The sequence below is a fragment of the Gordonia sp. UBA5067 genome (assembly GCF_002414845.1).
Classification (GTDB): domain Bacteria; phylum Actinomycetota; class Actinomycetes; order Mycobacteriales; family Mycobacteriaceae; genus Gordonia; species Gordonia defluvii.
Genome location: NZ_DIAX01000051.1, coordinates 1 through 14,711, shown reverse-complemented (window position 1 = coordinate 14,711; position 14,711 = coordinate 1). Strand labels below are relative to the sequence as shown.

Sequence of the window (14,711 nt, the reverse complement as noted above, 5' to 3'; positions counted from 1 at the left end):
ACCAACGACCTCGACATCGACACGTTGCAGCAGGTGGAGGATCTGCTCGATGGGTGGGCGGGCACGCTGGTCGTCATCAGCCACGACCGCTATCTGGTCGAACGCATTTGTGATTCGACCTGGGCGTTGTTCGGCGACGGGAGGCTGACCAACCTGCCGCGCGGTATCGAGCAGTATCTCGAGCGGCGAAAAGAGCTGGCGCGCACCGAGGCTCGTGAAGCCAAGGCGCTTGCCGCCGATGTGGGGCCGACCTTGTCAACGTCGGCGAAGTCGTCGGCGGCCGAACACCGCGAGGCCCGCAAGGCGATGGGCCGTCTCGAACGCCAGATCGACAAGCTGGTCGGGCGTGAGGCGGCGCTGCATGCCGATCTGGCTGCCGCTGCCACCGATCCGGGCCGGCTCGTCGAACTCGGCGGCGAGCTCAAGCGGGTCGTTGCGGAGAAGGAAATGGCGGAGTCGGACTGGCTCACGGCCGCCGAATTGGCCCAGTAGCCCCGTGGGCTAAACCTCTTCGGTGGGCACCCAGTCGAACGTGGCGGGGTCGGGCCCGATCCGGCGATCCTCGTTGAGGGCGTCAATCGCGGCGACGTCGGCCGGGTCGAGGGTCAGGGTCAGCGCGTCGAAATTCTCGCGGATGCGGGCGACGCTCGATGCCTTGGGGAAGACGATGTCGTTGCGCTGCAGATGCCAGGCGAGGACGACCGCCGATATCGGTCGGCCGAGGCGCTCGGCGATCGCTTTGAGGGTGGCGTCGCCGAACACCTGCCCCTGGGCCAGCGGTGACCATGCTTCCGTCGCGACGCCCAACTCGGCGTTCACCGATCGCAGGGTGTGCTGCGCGAAGTAGGGGTGCACTTCGATCTGGTTGACCACCGGTACCACCGATCCGGTGGCGACGACGCGGTGCAGGTGTTCCGGTGCGAAGTTGGAGACGCCGATGGACCGGGCCTTTCCGGACCCCCGGATCTCCTCCATCGCGTGCCAGGTGTCGACATAATCGATCCCGATGGTCGGCAGCGGCCAGTGAATGAGAAACAGGTCGACGTAGTCGAGGCCCAACCGGTTCAGCGAGTCGTCGATCGAGGCGATGGCCCGACCGGGATCGTGATTGTTGTTGTTGAGCTTGGTGGTCACATAGAGCCCGTCCCGGGCCAGCCCGCTGTCGGCAATGCCCTGGCCGACCCCGGACTCGTTGCCGTACATCTGTGCGGTGTCGATGTGGCGATACCCGGCGTCGAGGGCAGCGGCGACGAGGCCACGGGCCTGTGCGTCGGGGATCTGCCAGGTCCCGAAGCCGAAACGCGGAATCGAGGTTCCGTCGTTGAGGGTGTGGTCGGGGTGGCGGCGGGGGTCCATGCCCCCACATTAGCGCCGGGGCAACTGCCCGTCGCGCGTACGGATTCGGCTCGCGCGTTGACAGTTGTCCGCGCGCGAGCAGAATCACTGCGCGGCACGCGTTCGCCGCCGAGGCCGCAAGGAACCGATACTCGCCCGCCTGCGTCTAAGACGTATGAACAGACTTCCTCGGGACCGCTACGGCCTCATCCGGCGACGGGATGCCATCGCTGTCGACGTCTCCGACGACGCACTTCGGTCGGCGGTCCGTGCGGGCGGCCTCATCAGGCTGGCGCCAGGAGTCTTCGCCGAACCCAGTGACCGGTTCGATGGTCCCGGCGGCGCCGACCAACTGGTTCGGTTGAGATCCATCGCGGTCGCCACGACCGAGCGCAGTAGCGGCTACCCGCTGAGCCATGCGTCGGCGGCGGCCGTACACGGCTTGGCATTGCTGCGCCCCGACTGCGGGCGCGTCCATCTGACCAGTGGGCGTGGCAGCGGAGGCACTACCAGTCGTGACCGGCATCTACACACCGCGCCGCTGGGCTGCGACGACCTCACCGTTGTCGACGGTGTTCGGGTGACCTCCCTCGCGCGCACCGCGGTCGATGTCGCCACGACGGGCGACCTTGCCCAAGGCCTCGTCGCATTCGACGGGGCGCTTCGGTCCGGCGTAAGTAAGGATCAGCTGGCGATCGCTTTGGCCGGGCGTCGCTACGGGGGCCGGCAGGCGAGACGGGCGTTGCTGTTCGCGCACAAGGATTCTGAGAGTGTCGGCGAATCGTGGAGTCGAGCGCAGATGATCGATGCCGGGATGCCGGGCCCCGAGCTGCAGCGGGTGTTGCGCTGCCCGGGCGGGACCTATCGTTGTGACTTCTGCTGGGGTGAGAGGCTGATCGGCGAGTTCGACGGTGCGGTCAAGTACGGCCAACTGCGCAAGCTCGGCGATTCCGCCACCGACACCGTGCTCCGCGAGAAGCGGCGCGAGGACGAGCTTCGCAGACTCGGGTTCATGGTCGTTCGATGGGCATGGCGGGACCTCGAACGAGGCGGGTTGCCCGGCATCCTGTTCCCGTGGCTGAGGCGCCTCGAACTCATTCCCACGTAAGGCGGCGCGGACTCATTCTGGTCGTGCGGGCCCAGCTGTGCATGCGTGACCAGAATGAGCACGCGGGAGCGCGGAGCCGTATTTCGGTGCACACATGTACACTGGATGCATGACGACTGCCGACCGACGTGCCGAGGTGCGCGCGCTATCCGAACTCGGCCTCACCGAGCTCGGCAACGCGACGCGGGGGATTCACCAGACCCACCGGGCCATCTCCGATCGAGTCTTCGGGGCCGTTCGCCACGGTGTGGGCCCGGCAGTGGCACCGATCAAGACGGTGCACGACGCCATCACCGATGGCGTGTATCTGATCGTCGGACAGACGATGACGACCGCCGGGCGTGTCGGCGGCGTGGCGGCTGACCTGCCGCTCAAGCAGGCACCCTCCACGACCAGGGTGGGGGCGACCATCATCGCCGCGATCAACGGCGTCATCGGCGACGAACTCGATTCCCGTCAATCGCCGCTCGCCGAGCCGATGTCGATCCGCGTCGACGGTGCACCGGTGCCCTTGACCGCGCCGGCGCTGGCCGTCGCGTTCCCGGCGGCCCGTCGGCGGCTCGTCGTCGCCCTGCACGGACTTGTCGAAACCGAGTACTCATGGGCGGCCGGTGAGTCCGAACCGTACGCCGACCGGCTGACCCGGGCCGGGATCACCACCGTGTTCGTCCGCTACAACACCGGCCGCCGGATCTCCACGAACGGTCGCGACCTGGCTGAACTGCTCGACGACCTGGTGCGCCGCTGGCCGGTGCCGGTCGAATCGATCGGCCTTCTCGGCCACTCGATGGGTGGGCTCGTAGCCCGCAGTGCCGCCCACTACGGCCGCGAAGCCGGGCATGGCTGGGTAGCGCGGGTGGACACCAACGTCTCGTTGGGCACTCCACACCTCGGTGCGCCGCTCGAAAACCTCGCGCACCTGGGCAGTGCCCGGCTGATGGCACTGCCGGAGACGAAGGCCTTGGGTCGCCTGCTGCGCCGCCGCAGCGGCGGCATTCGCGACCTGCGGGCCGGATCGATCGTCGACGAGGACTGGACCGGACGTGATCCCGACGACGTGGCGCGGGCCATGGCCGCAGAAGTGCCGTTGATGCCCGGTGCCGAGCACTACTTCGTGTCGGGTTCGATCACCCATAATCCGCGCAACCCCCTCTCGCGGATCATCGGTGACGGACTCGTGTTGCACCACAGTGCGAGCGGGCACAACTCGACCCGCCGGATTGGTTTCGATCCGAGCAACGGTCTCCACGTGGGCAAATCGAATCACCTCGCGCTGCTTAACGATCCCCGGGTCGCCGAGAAGCTGATGACCTGGTTCGCGCCCCGCATCTGACCAGCCTCACGGCCAACTCCGCCGCCGCGCTGGGTAGGGTGACCGCATGTCTGCCATCGCAACCTCCGTCGCCAACGGTGTCGGCAATATCATTTTGAATCGCCCCAAGGCACTCAACGCCCTCGACCAGGGAATGATCGGCGAAATGTTCCCCGTCCTGACGGACTGGGCCGATGACCCGGCGGTGGAGACGGTCCTGGTCACCTCCGGTATCGATCGTGCGTTCTGCGCAGGTGGTGACATTCGCGCGATCCGCGACTCCGCGCTCGCCGGCGACACCGCTGCGGTCAGGCACTACTTCAGCTCGGAGTACCAGCTCAATCAGCTCGTTGCCGACTACCCGAAGCCCTACGTCGCACTGATCGACGGTGCGGCCATGGGCGGCGGGCTAGGCATCAGCGTGCACGGCGAGGTGCGCGTGGTGACGGAGAAGGCCCTAATCGCAATGCCCGAGACGGCGATTGGCTTCTTCCCCGACATCGGGTCGACCTATTTCCTGCCCCGTCTGCCGGTTGGCGTCGGGATGTGGCTGGGACTGACCGGCGCACGCATTCGCGGCACTCAGGCGGTCGAGATCGGTCTGGCCACCCACTCGGTCGCGTCGTCATCGGTCGGGGATCTCGCCGCGGCGATCCGCTCGGGCCAGCCGCTGGGTCAGGCGCTGTCATCCTGTGCGGCTGCGCCCAGGGCCGACGCACTCCCGCTGCGATCAATCGCCGATTACTTCGGCGGCAACGATTCGGTGCCCGCGATCCTCGGCGGGCTACGCGGGGGCGATGACTGGGCGAGGGAGATGGCCGGGCTGATGGACAACTGTTCGCCGACGAGTCTGCTGGTGACGGCTGAGATGATTACGCGCGGCGCGGCCAGTTCGCTCGCCGAGTGCCTCGACCGCGAATTGCATGCCGCCGAGCAGATCACCGCGCTGCCGGACTTCGCCGAAGGCGTCCGGGCCGTTCTCGTCGACAAGGACCGTGCGCCCGCGTTCGACCCGGCATCGATCGACGAGGTGGATCCCGCCGTCGTGTGCAGGGTCGTCGGGGAGCGCTAGAACTCGGTCCAGATATGGCCCTGAATCAGGACTTGATCTTGAAATAGCGGCGTGATCTGAATCAGGGTTTGGCCTCAAACCATCCGCTGATGCGGATGGCGTCGGAACGGGCGGGCGCCGGCTGGTGGCCCGGTTCACCCGGCCATGGCGGAACCGGCGCGGGCTGCGCCGGTGGAGCCGGGGTGGGGCCGTCATCACCCTCGTCGTCGGGATTGGGTGCGGCGTCGTTGGGGGCGAGCGGGTTCTCGCGCATCGGAATGGTGGTGGGGCACACGAAGTGCCCGGCGGCACGCTTGGGTGACATCGCAACGATCTTGAGCGGGCAGCCCGTCGCCAGGTAGTACTTGCCGCCCAACGAGATACCGATGTCGACCGGGATCGACTCGACGAGCGGACCGACCCTCGGGTGATCCGGGCCGGGCAGTGGAACGACGCCACCGGTCAGGGCGACCGCTGGGAAGGTGATCTGACCCCCGTCTGACCCGGCGCCCCGGAAGGTGAACAGCAACCCGTCCGGCGGCACCTCGGGGGAGGCGTTGCCCCATTTGTGTAGCGACACGCACTCGTCGGCCGCGTTGGCGGGGGCGCTTGGCGTGTGGGTGGCCGGGGCGGCGGGCGCACGGGTTACCGGAACGACCCGGTGCGGTCCGCGGTGGCGGGCCGGTGGGTATTGGGGCGCCGGGGGATATTGCGGCGGGGGCACCTGGTTCGGCGGCACGACATTCGGCGGCAACACGTTGGGCGGCGGCGCCCAGGTGGTCTCGGGCGGTGGGGTCGCCGGGGCCGGTGCGGTGGTCGTCGCCGGTCGCGAGTCCCGGTTCTTCGGGAGGGCGACGAGCATCGAGCCGCGATCGAACTTCAAATCTGATCCCGAGCGGTAGACCCGGCCATCCGGCGGAATTTTCTGGCAGTCCGCGATCGGCACCCGATCGGTACCGGACTTCGCCGCCGACGATGGGGCCGGTCGGGGCGCCGATGGCTTATCGCTGCTCGAACACGCCGTTACCGCGACGAGGAGGGTGCAGGCGAGGGCGCCGGCGGCGGCGGTGGGACGGAACTGCCGGGACGCGCGCATCAGTCGGCCGCTGCCACGAGCGGTTCGAGCGTCACATCGGGATGCTCCTTCTCGATGTACTGCAGTCGCCATTTGTCGCTGAACAACGCGAGGAGCGCGCCGTCGGTCCGAGTGAACACCTCGACACCGCGCTGGCGGTCGAGTTCGGCGCTACTGGCCTCGTCGGTGCGGCGGGCCAGCGAGTAGCCCAGTGGCTCAAGGTCGGTTTCGACGGTGAACTCGGCGAGCATTCTGGCGGTGACGACTTCGAACTGCATCGGTCCCACAGCGGCGAGGACGGGGGAGGCGTCACCGCGGGTGCCGTTCCGCAGGACCTGCACGACGCCTTCGGATTCGAGTTGGTCCATCGCCTTGCGGAACTGCTTGTACTTTCCGGCGGTGCGGGCGCGCAGCGTCGCGAAATGCTCGGGTGCAAACGATCCGATCGGCGGGTACTCGATGGGTGGTTCGTTGTAGAGGGTGTCGCCGGGGGCCAGTGCCGTCGCGTTGACCAGCCCGACGACATCGCCGGGATAGGCGGTGTCGACGGTCGAGCGGTCCCGACCGAAAACCGCCTGGGCGTACTTTGTCGCGAATGGGCGACCCGTCTGGGCGTGGGTGACCACCATGCCGCGCTCGAATTCCCCCGACACGATGCGCATGTAGGCGAGTCGGTCCCGGTGACTGGAATCCATCCCCGCCTGCACCTTGAACACGACGGCGGAGAACGGGTCGGTCACCGCGCGAACGGTCCCGTCGACGGCGGTGCGACCCGCCGGGGCGGGGGCGAGTTCGACGAGGGCATCGAGCAGCTGGCGGACGCCGAAGTTCAGCATTGCCGACGTGAAGATCATCGGCGAGGTCTCGCCGGCCAGGAACAGTTCCTGATCGTGGTCCTGTCCCATCTCGCTGAGCAGTTCACTCTCTTCGCGGGCGGCAGTCCACGCCTCCCCTTCGACATTTGCAGCGGTGTGGGCGTCGAGGAGTTCCTCGGGGGCGATTTTGGCCCCACCCGCGGTGCGGGAGAACTTGATGTAGCGACCGCTGCGCCGGTCGTAGAGGCCGCGGAAATCGCCGGCGATCCCGACCGGGACGTACAGCGGCGTCGGGACGAGCCCGATGCGCTCGGCGATCTCGTCGATGAGTTCGAGTGGGGTTTGCCCTGGACGGTCCCACTTGTTGACAACGGTGATGACCGGGATGCCGCGGTGTCGACACACTTGAAAGAGCTTCAGGGTCTGCGGCTCCAGGCCTTTGGCGGCGTCGATGAGCATCACCGCGGCGTCGACGGCGGTCAGCACACGGTAGGTGTCCTCGGAGAAATCGGCGTGCCCGGGGGTGTCGACGAGGTTGATGACGGTGGGCTCGGTGTCGGGTTGTGCCTCGGTCCGTGTGTAGTTGAACTGCAGTGCGGTCGAGCTCACCGAGATGCCGCGCGCCTTCTCCATCTCCATCCAGTCCGAGACGGTGGCCTTGCGGCCGGCTTTGCCGTGCACGGCGCCGGCCTCGCTGATCATGCGCGCGTGCAGGGCCAACGCCTCGGTCATTGTCGACTTACCGGCGTCGGGGTGGGAGATGATCGCGAAGGTACGCCGCCGACGGACCTCGCGCGCAACGGTGTCGGGGCTGGAACTCACTCTTCGAGAATAGCCGTGACCGCCTCGGTCACTCGAAGGGCACCGGCGGCATCTTGACTACCTGCGCCGCATAGGACAATCCGGCGCCGTAGCCGAGGAGCAGTGCCGTGTCGCCGGGCTTGGCCTTTCCGGTGGAGAGGAGGTCCTCCATCGCCAGCGGGATGGAGGCGGCGGAGGTGTTGCCGGTGAACTCGATGTCGTTGGCGATGACAGCGGTGTCGTTCAGCTTGAGGTTCCGTGCGAGTAGTTCGTTGATCCGCGAATTCGCCTGGTGCGGGACGAACACGTCGAGGTCGCTGACGTCGACCTTCGCCACTTCGAGCGCGCGGTGGGCGGCCTTGCCCATTTCGAAGGCAGCCCAGCGGAAGACGCTGGTGCCCTCCATGCGCAGGTAGGGGCGCTTGGCGTGGTCGTCGCCGTCGATGTAGGAGATCCAGTCGATGTCTTGGCGAATCGCGTCGAACTGGGAGCCGTCGCTGCCCCACACCACGGGTCCGAGTTGCTGGTCTTCGGTGGGACCGACGACGACGGCACCCGCCCCGTCGCCGAAAATGAAGCAGATACTGCGGTCGCTCATGTCCATGGCGACCGAGAGTTGCTCAGAGCCGATCACGAGCACGTTGGTGGCACTGCCGCCGCGGACCATGTCCGAGGCCAGTGCCATTCCGTAGCCGAATCCGGCGCAGCCGACGGTGACGTCGAACGCGGGCACGCCGTTGGCGCCCAGTGCGGTGGCGACTGCTGTGGCCGCGGCCGGAGTCAGCAGCAGGTGGGTATTCGTGGCGACGATGACCGCGTCGATATCGGAGCCGGACAGTAGCGCGTTGGCGATCGCCTTGCGGCCGGCATCGATGGCCATGTCCATCGCGGTCTCATCGCGTCGGGCGAACCTGCGCGTCTTGATGCCGGTGCGAGTGTAGATCCACTCGTCGGATGAATCGATGTTCTCGCAGATTTCGTCGTTGGTGACCACACGCTCGGGGCGGTAGGCGCCGATACCGAGGATTCCGATGTTGCGCGTGCCGGTGACTTCGGCGAGTTCGACCATGTTTCGTGGGCCTTCCGTGGTTTGCGGTAGTGGTTCCACAGTCTCACAAGAGTTGGCTACGCGGAAGTAGGGTGCATTGCCGCAGCCGGTACGCCGACCGCCCGAACTTCCAATTCGCTCCACGGGCGGTCATGCGCAACCGTGCCTAGTCCAGGTCGTCGAAGCTGGTGATCTTCGGTGTCGGCGGTAGGGTTACGACGGCGCCGGCGTAGCTCAGCCCCGCACCGAAACCGAGGAGTAGTGCGGTTTGTCCGCCCTTGGCCTTGCCGGTCGCGAGCATCTCCTCCATCGCCAGCGGGATCGACGCGGCCGAGGTGTTGCCGGTGTTCTCGATGTCGTTGGCGGTCGGTAGATCATCGGGGAAGCCGAGGTTCTTCTTCATCAGCTCGCTGATCCGGGCGTTCGCCTGGTGGGGGATGAACACCTCGATGTCGGCGGTGTCTACGCCCGCCAGCTCCATCGTCGAGGTGAGTGCCTTGGGCAGCGTGATGGCCGCCCAGCGGAAGACGGCGGAGCCCTCCATCGTCACGACCATCCGTCCGACCGGATCGGTCTGGGGGTCCCTGCCCTGGTACTCCTGGGCGCGGTCCATGTACTCGGGGATCTCGTAGTTCTGCGAGATCGCGTCGGCGTGCTCGCCGTCCGATCCCCACACGGTCGGCGAGATGCCGTTCTCCTCGCTGGGGCCCACCACGACGGCGCCGGCGCCGTCGCCGAAGATGAAGGCGGTATTACGATCGGCCGGGTCCATCACGACCGACATGGTCTCCACTCCGATGACGAGGACATAGTCGGCGGTACCGGCGCGCACGGTGTCGGCGGCAATGCCCAGGCCGTAGCCGAAGCCGCCACAGCCGGCTGCCACATCGTAGGCGGGAATGCCGTTGAGCCCGATGTCGTAGGCGATGATGGGTCCGCCGTGGGGAATCTTCGACTTCCAGCTGCCGGTGGCGAGGACGAGCGCGCCGATCTTCTCCTTGTCGATGCCGGAGTTGGCGATAGCGCGTTCGGCGGCGGTCGCCGCCAGGGAGCGGGCGGTCTCATCACCCGAGATCCAGCGGCGGTTGCGAATGCCGCTGCGCTCGAAGATCCACTCGTCGGAGGAGTCGAGAGTCTCACATACCTCGTCATTGCTCACCAGGCGTTTCGGGCGACACGCGCCGATGCCGAGCATGGCCACGTTCGTCCGCGCGGGGTTGGCTGCCAGTATTGCCACGTTGGGTACTCCATCTTCGTTCTCGCCGGATCTGGACCGGCAGTTCGGGTCTTCTTTCAAATCTCGACGGACTGGTGTTCGCTAACCCGGCTGATAAAGGTCCGGTTCCGTCTGCGTCGCGGTGCCGGTCACCATGCGTGGACCGTGTTCTGAGCGGCCTCGAGTCCCTGGCCGATCAACATTTCGGTGGCCTCGGCGCCGTTGGCGATCAGCAGATCCACCGCGTCGCGGTCGCGGCCCGGAAAGGGCTTGAGCACGAAGTCGGCCGGGTCCTGACGGCCCGGCGGGCGACCGATCCCCAGGCGTACGCGCGAATAGTCGCGCGTACCCAGTGCCGCCGACAACGACCGCAGGCCGTTGTGGCCGCCTTCGCCGCCCCCGTGCTTGAGGCGCACCTGCCCGAACTCGATGTCGAGTTCGTCGTGCAGCGCGATCACGTCGGTCGCTGTGAGCGAGTAGAACTTCGCCAACGGGCCCAGGTTGCGGCCGCACTCGTTCATGAAAACGGATGGTTTGGCCAGTAACACCGACTCGCCGCCCACCGTGATCGAGGCCGTCTGCGCACCGGAACGCTTGTGCGTCGACCACCTTGCGCCGCTGTTGGCAGCAAGGTGGTCGACGACCAGGGCGCCGATATTGTGGCGGGTCTGCTCGTAGCGGGGGCCGGGATTGCCCAGCCCGACGACGAGTTTCACGCCGAACGCCTCGCGGCGGGCCTACTCGCCGGCTTCCCCGGCAGCGTCAGCCGCGGTGGCGTCGGCCGTCTCGGCCTCGGGCTCAGCGGCGGCCTTAGCCTCATGCACGGCGACAATGAGCGTCTCCGGCGCCGAAACGAGGGTGACGCCCTTGGGCAACTCGATGTCGGAGGCGTGGATGGAGGTCCCGGCGGTCGCGCCTTCGACAGAGACGGCGAACTGCTCGGGGATCGACAGCGCGTCGGCCTCGACCTGCAGCGTGTTCGCGTCCTGGGTGACGACGGTGCCACCCTGGGCGTCTCCCTCGACGACGATGACGACGTCGACGGTCACCTTCTCGCCGCGCCGGACGATGAGGAAGTCGGCGTGCTCGATGTATCCCCTGATCGGGTGGATGTCGAGCTGCTTGGTCAGGGCGAGTTGGCTCTTGCCCTCGATGTCGAGATCGATGACCGCGTTGGTGCCGCTCGCGCGCAGGATGGTCGCGAAGTCACGTGCCGAGACCGACAGGTGGCGCGGGGTTTCGCCGTGGCCGTAGATGACGGCGGGGACGTTTCCGGCTCGACGGGCACGACGGGCGGCGCCCTTGCCCTTTTCCTCGCGCAGTGCGGCGGTGAGCTTCGGCGCAGACGATGCGGCCATGGTGTTTCTCCTCGTTCCAAACGGATGGTTCTGGTGCGGACCACGACGGGCGCACCGAGGAGCATCTGCGATACACGCAGGAAGACTGTCTCGCCGCGCCGATAACGGTGATCGTGGATCACCCTCGCCGTGACAACTCGACCAGCGTATCGGGTCGGCCGGTGCCGGCGCGAATCCGCACCGGTTGTCCGGCATGATGCGGCGTAGTTAAGTGGACTTGTGTCCGCCACCGATCCCGTCACGTTGACCACTGAATTCCTGTGCGACCTTGCGTCGGGGCGCATCGACGAGGCACTCGCCGTAGTCGGCGAGAACATCCGGTACGAAAACGTGGGGCTTCCGACGGTGCGCGGCAGGGCACGGTTCGCCCAGGTCATGCGAGCACTCAACGGCCGGTTCGTTCACTTCGACGCGGAGATCATCACGGCGGCGGCCGACGGTGACACCGTCCTCAACGAGCGCATCGACCTGCTGAGCATCGGGCCGCTGCGGCTGCGGTTCTGGGTGTGCGGACACTTCGAGGTCCGTGACGGGCGGATCGTCGTGTGGCGCGACTACTTCGACGTTGCCGACTGCGCCAAGGCCCTGGTGCGAGCCGTCGGCGGGTTGGTGTTTCCCGGGGTGGTCAAGCCGATCCGGCCGGTGCAATAGCCGACGACCTCGGATGGCTACAGGATCTCGTCGACACGCTCGATCGGACGGGCTAGTCGCGCTCCCTTGGCGGTGACGACAAACGGCCGCTCCACGAGTACCGGATGCTGCACCATCGCGTCGAGGATCTCCTCGCCGGAGGCCTCGGCGAGGTGCAGTTCCTGGTACAGCGCCTCGCGCTTACGCGCGGCCTGGGCGGGGGTGACCCCTGCGTCGGCGAAGAGTGTGACGAGTTGCTCGCGGGTCCAGCCCTCCTCGAGGTACTTCACCACCGTCGGCTCGATCCCGTCGGCGCGCAGTCTGTCCAGCGTCTTGCGCGACGTCGAGCAGCGGGGATTGTGGTAAATCGTGATGGCGGGCGGGCCGGATTCTGTCGTGCCGGACATGACCGAACTCCTACGCGTTACCGTCGAACAGGCTGGTCACCGAACCATTCTCGAAGACCTCCCGGATCGTTTGCGCCAACAGTGGGGCGATCGACAGGACGGTGAGGCTCGCGAAGCGCTTCTCCGGCGGGATCGGCAGGGTGTCGGTGGCGATAACCTCCTTGGCCCCACAGTTTGCGAGGCGTTCGGCCGCAGGGTCGGAGAACACGCCGTGGGTGGTGGCGATGATGACGTCACCGGCACCGGCGTCCTTGAGGACCTTGACCGCGCCGGCGATGGTGCCGCCGGTGTCGATCATGTCGTCGATCAGCACACAGGTACGGCCTTCGACGTCGCCGACGACGCGGTTGGACTTCACCTGGTTGGGGACCAGTGGGTCACGGGTCTTGTGGATGAAGGCCAGCGGCGCGCCGTTGAGGGCGTCGGCCCACTTCTCGGCGACGCGCACGCGACCGGAGTCGGGGGAGACGACGCAGATGTTGTCGGTGCCATACTGTTCGCGCACGTACTCGGCGAGCTGGCCCTGGGCGTGCATGTGGTCGACCGGGCCGTCGAAAAAGCCCTGGATCTGGTCGGTGTGCAGGTCGACCGTGATGATGCGATCGGCTCCGGCGGTCTTCATCAGGTCGGCGATGAGGCGCGCCGAGATCGGCTCGCGGCCACGGTGCTTCTTGTCCTGGCGGGCGTAGGGGTAGAACGGCAGGATCACGCTGATGCGCTTGGCCGAGCCGCGCTTGAGCGCGTCAATCATGATCAGCGCCTCCATGACCCACTCGTTGAGCGGGGCCGGGCAGCTCTGCAAGACGAACGCGTCCGAGCCGCGGACGGATTCCTCGAACCGGACGAAGATCTCCCCATTGGCGAAGTTGCGCGCCACCTGGGGGGTGAGGTTGATGCCCAGCTCACTGGCGACGGCCGCGGCGAGTTCGGGGTGTCCGCGTCCCGAGAACAGCATCAGGTTCTTGCGGTTGTCGACGGTCCAGTTCATGGGCATTCTCAATCTGCCTTCGAGTGTTGCGGGGCTGGGCTATTCGGTTGTGGTTGCAGAGTCGTCCGCGGCGTTCGCGGCGCGTGCCGCGGCCGAGTCGGGTCGCTTGCGGGCGACCCACCCCGGAATTGTGCGCTGCTCACCGGCGGAGACGGCGAGCGCACCCGGGGGAACATCTTGCCGCACGACCGTCCCGGCGCCGGTGTAGGCCCCATCTCCGACGGTCACGGGGGCCACGAACATGTTGTCCGAGCCGGTGCGGCAGTGCGATCCGATGACGGTTCGGTGCTTGTTCTCACCGTCGTAGTTGACGAAGACGCTCGACGCCCCAATGTTGGTCTGGTCGCCGATCGTGGCATCCCCGACATAGGTGAGATGGGGGACCTTCGAGCCGATGCCGATCTGCGCGTTCTTCGTCTCGACGAAGGTGCCGATCTTCCCATCGGCGCCCAGTTCGGTGCCCGGGCGCAGGTAGGCGAAGGGGCCGACGGTTGCATTCGCGCCAATCCGCGCGGCGGAGCCGTGGGTGCGGATCACCTGCGCGCCGTCGCCGACGACGACGTCGGTGAGTGTCGTATCGGGGCCGACGAGCGCGCCGGCCGCGATCGCGGTGCGGCCGTGCAACTGCACGCCCGGTTCAATCCGGACGTCGGCGGCGATTGTGACGTCGACGTCGATCCACGTTGTGGCCGGGTCGACGACGGTGACGCCCGCCAGCTGGTGGCCGCGGATGATTCGGCGGTTCAGCTCGGCGCCGAGTTCGGCGAGCTGGACGCGGTCGTTGCAGCCGGCGACGACGGCGGGGTCGGCGACCAGATGGGCGCGCACCTGCTGGCCGTTGGTATGCGCGATGGCCACGACGTCGGTCAGGTAGTACTCGCCCTGCGCGTTCTCGGTGGACAGCGCTCCGAGCGCGGCGCGCAGCGCCGCCGCGTCGAAGGCATAGATCCCGGCGTTGACCTCGGTGATCGCCAGTTGCTCGTCGTCGGCGTCTTTATGCTCGACGATCGCGGTAACCTGCCCGGTTCTGGTGTCGCGGACGATGCGCCCGTAACCGGTCGGGTTGTCGGCGGTGAAGCTGGTCAGCGTGATCGCGGTGCCGGACGCGGTGTCTACGAGCGCGCGCAGTGTCGGCGCGTCGAGCAGCGGAGCGTCGGCGACGGTGACGAGCACGGTTCCGCTGAAGTCCGCGGGCAGTGCGGTCATTCCGGCGCGCGCGGCATCGCCGGTGCCCAGCGGCTCCTCCTGCTCGGCGATGAGGATCTCGCGACCCAGCTCGGCTGCGACGCCGCCGATGGCCGCGGTCACGCGCTCGCGCTCGTGACTCACGACGGCGACCAGGAAATCGGGGTCGATCCCGGCAGCTCCGGTCAGCGCGTGCCCGACGAGGGTGCGCCCGCCGATGGCGTGCAGGATCTTTGGAGTCTTCGACTTCATACGGGTGCCCGCACCTGCGGCGAGCACGATGACCGCGGTGCGGCCGGGTTCAGTCATCGCCATTCCTCAATGCTCGGTGAATTGACGCCGAACAAATCCTACGCAACCCGATTTCCTGGTCGCCGTCGTG

14 protein-coding genes and 1 pseudogene are annotated in these 14,711 nt (G+C 67.2%); 5 read left to right on the top strand and 10 right to left on the bottom strand.

Going from position 1 to position 14,711, the window contains the following annotated elements; genetic code table 11:
- Positions 1–492 (top strand): annotated as a pseudogene (locus tag B4M62_RS08325) (ABC transporter ATP-binding protein); the annotation flags it as partial.
- A gap of 9 nt (positions 493–501) precedes the next feature.
- Here the strand turns inward: B4M62_RS08325 and B4M62_RS08320 are convergent.
- Entirely contained in the window at positions 502–1,356 is an 855-nt protein-coding gene (locus tag B4M62_RS08320) for an aldo/keto reductase (protein WP_290706605.1), read from the bottom strand.
- 154 nt (positions 1,357–1,510) lie between these two features.
- On the opposite strand from B4M62_RS08320, the gene B4M62_RS08315 reads away from it, so the two are divergent.
- The 3 genes from B4M62_RS08315 (at position 1,511) to B4M62_RS08305 (ending at position 4,827) form a co-directional block, all read left to right on the top strand.
- The gene (locus tag B4M62_RS08315; protein WP_290706602.1) at positions 1,511–2,443 is read left to right on the top strand and encodes a type IV toxin-antitoxin system AbiEi family antitoxin domain-containing protein; all 933 of its coding nucleotides are present in this window, start codon (positions 1,511–1,513) and stop codon (positions 2,441–2,443) included.
- 109 nt (positions 2,444–2,552) lie between these two features.
- Complete coding sequence (locus B4M62_RS08310; protein ID WP_290706599.1) at positions 2,553–3,776, top strand: esterase/lipase family protein; 1,224 nt, start codon at positions 2,553–2,555, stop codon at positions 3,774–3,776.
- A gap of 46 nt (positions 3,777–3,822) precedes the next feature.
- On the top strand, positions 3,823–4,827 hold the full coding sequence (locus tag B4M62_RS08305) for an enoyl-CoA hydratase/isomerase family protein (protein WP_290706597.1): 1,005 nt from the start codon (positions 3,823–3,825) through the stop codon (positions 4,825–4,827).
- A gap of 61 nt (positions 4,828–4,888) precedes the next feature.
- On the opposite strand, the gene B4M62_RS08300 is transcribed toward B4M62_RS08305, so the two are convergent.
- The 6 genes from B4M62_RS08300 to B4M62_RS08275 all read right to left on the bottom strand — a co-directional run bounded on the left by B4M62_RS08300 (position 4,889) and on the right by B4M62_RS08275 (position 11,119).
- Complete coding sequence (locus B4M62_RS08300) at positions 4,889–5,902, bottom strand: hypothetical protein (protein ID WP_290706595.1); 1,014 nt, start codon at positions 5,900–5,902, stop codon at positions 4,889–4,891.
- The gene (locus tag B4M62_RS08295) at positions 5,902–7,518 is read right to left on the bottom strand and encodes a peptide chain release factor 3 (RefSeq protein ID WP_290706592.1); all 1,617 of its coding nucleotides are present in this window, start codon (positions 7,516–7,518) and stop codon (positions 5,902–5,904) included. The genes B4M62_RS08300 and B4M62_RS08295 overlap by 1 nt, the downstream gene beginning before the upstream one ends.
- 28 nt (positions 7,519–7,546) lie before the next feature.
- Positions 7,547–8,566: a beta-ketoacyl-ACP synthase III gene (locus B4M62_RS08290; RefSeq protein ID WP_290706590.1), complete on the bottom strand. Its 1,020-nt coding sequence runs from the start codon at positions 8,564–8,566 to the stop codon at positions 7,547–7,549.
- Positions 8,567–8,711: 145 nt separating this feature from the next.
- Positions 8,712–9,782 (bottom strand): beta-ketoacyl-ACP synthase 3, encoded by a 1,071-nt coding sequence (locus B4M62_RS08285; RefSeq protein ID WP_290706588.1) that lies wholly within the window; start codon positions 9,780–9,782, stop codon positions 8,712–8,714.
- A gap of 128 nt (positions 9,783–9,910) precedes the next feature.
- Complete coding sequence (gene pth, locus B4M62_RS08280; RefSeq protein WP_290706585.1) at positions 9,911–10,477, bottom strand: aminoacyl-tRNA hydrolase; 567 nt, start codon at positions 10,475–10,477, stop codon at positions 9,911–9,913.
- A 21-nt stretch (positions 10,478–10,498) separates the two neighbouring features.
- Complete coding sequence (locus tag B4M62_RS08275; protein ID WP_290706583.1) at positions 10,499–11,119, bottom strand: 50S ribosomal protein L25/general stress protein Ctc; 621 nt, start codon at positions 11,117–11,119, stop codon at positions 10,499–10,501.
- Between the two features lie 219 nt (positions 11,120–11,338).
- Between B4M62_RS08275 and B4M62_RS08270 the strand changes: the two genes are divergently transcribed.
- Entirely contained in the window at positions 11,339–11,770 is a 432-nt protein-coding gene (locus tag B4M62_RS08270) for a limonene-1,2-epoxide hydrolase family protein (RefSeq protein ID WP_290706581.1), read from the top strand.
- Between the two features lie 17 nt (positions 11,771–11,787).
- Here B4M62_RS08270 and arsC read toward each other — a convergent pair whose 3' ends face one another.
- The 3 genes from arsC to glmU are packed head-to-tail and all read right to left on the bottom strand — an operon-like array spanning position 11,788 to position 14,638.
- Entirely contained in the window at positions 11,788–12,156 is a 369-nt protein-coding gene (arsC, locus tag B4M62_RS08265; protein WP_290706579.1) for an arsenate reductase (glutaredoxin), read from the bottom strand.
- Positions 12,157–12,166: 10 nt separating this feature from the next.
- Positions 12,167–13,150 (bottom strand): ribose-phosphate diphosphokinase, encoded by a 984-nt coding sequence (locus tag B4M62_RS08260; RefSeq protein WP_290706578.1) that lies wholly within the window; start codon positions 13,148–13,150, stop codon positions 12,167–12,169.
- A gap of 33 nt (positions 13,151–13,183) precedes the next feature.
- Complete coding sequence (gene glmU / locus B4M62_RS08255; RefSeq protein WP_290706576.1) at positions 13,184–14,638, bottom strand: bifunctional UDP-N-acetylglucosamine diphosphorylase/glucosamine-1-phosphate N-acetyltransferase GlmU; 1,455 nt, start codon at positions 14,636–14,638, stop codon at positions 13,184–13,186.
- Between the last annotated feature and the right edge of the window lie 73 nt (positions 14,639–14,711).

Excerpts from the sequence above, each read along its gene's own strand:
- B4M62_RS08305 (WP_290706597.1), top strand. The coding sequence starts at position 3,823 with ATGTCTGCCATCGCAACCTCCGTCGCCAACGGTGTCGGCAATATCATT.
- B4M62_RS08310 (WP_290706599.1), top strand. The coding sequence starts at position 2,553 with ATGACGACTGCCGACCGACGTGCCGAGGTGCGCGCGCTATCCGAACTC.
- B4M62_RS08290 (WP_290706590.1), bottom strand. The coding sequence starts at position 8,566 with ATGGTCGAACTCGCCGAAGTCACCGGCACGCGCAACATCGGAATCCTC.
- arsC (WP_290706579.1), bottom strand. The coding sequence starts at position 12,156 with ATGTCCGGCACGACAGAATCCGGCCCGCCCGCCATCACGATTTACCAC.
- B4M62_RS08275 (WP_290706583.1), bottom strand. The coding sequence starts at position 11,119 with ATGGCCGCATCGTCTGCGCCGAAGCTCACCGCCGCACTGCGCGAGGAA.
- B4M62_RS08300 (WP_290706595.1), bottom strand. The coding sequence starts at position 5,902 with ATGCGCGCGTCCCGGCAGTTCCGTCCCACCGCCGCCGCCGGCGCCCTC.
- B4M62_RS08260 (WP_290706578.1), bottom strand. The coding sequence starts at position 13,150 with ATGCCCATGAACTGGACCGTCGACAACCGCAAGAACCTGATGCTGTTC.
- B4M62_RS08320 (WP_290706605.1), bottom strand. The coding sequence starts at position 1,356 with ATGGACCCCCGCCGCCACCCCGACCACACCCTCAACGACGGAACCTCG.
- glmU (WP_290706576.1), bottom strand. The coding sequence starts at position 14,638 with ATGACTGAACCCGGCCGCACCGCGGTCATCGTGCTCGCCGCAGGTGCG.
- B4M62_RS08315 (WP_290706602.1), top strand. The coding sequence starts at position 1,511 with ATGAACAGACTTCCTCGGGACCGCTACGGCCTCATCCGGCGACGGGAT.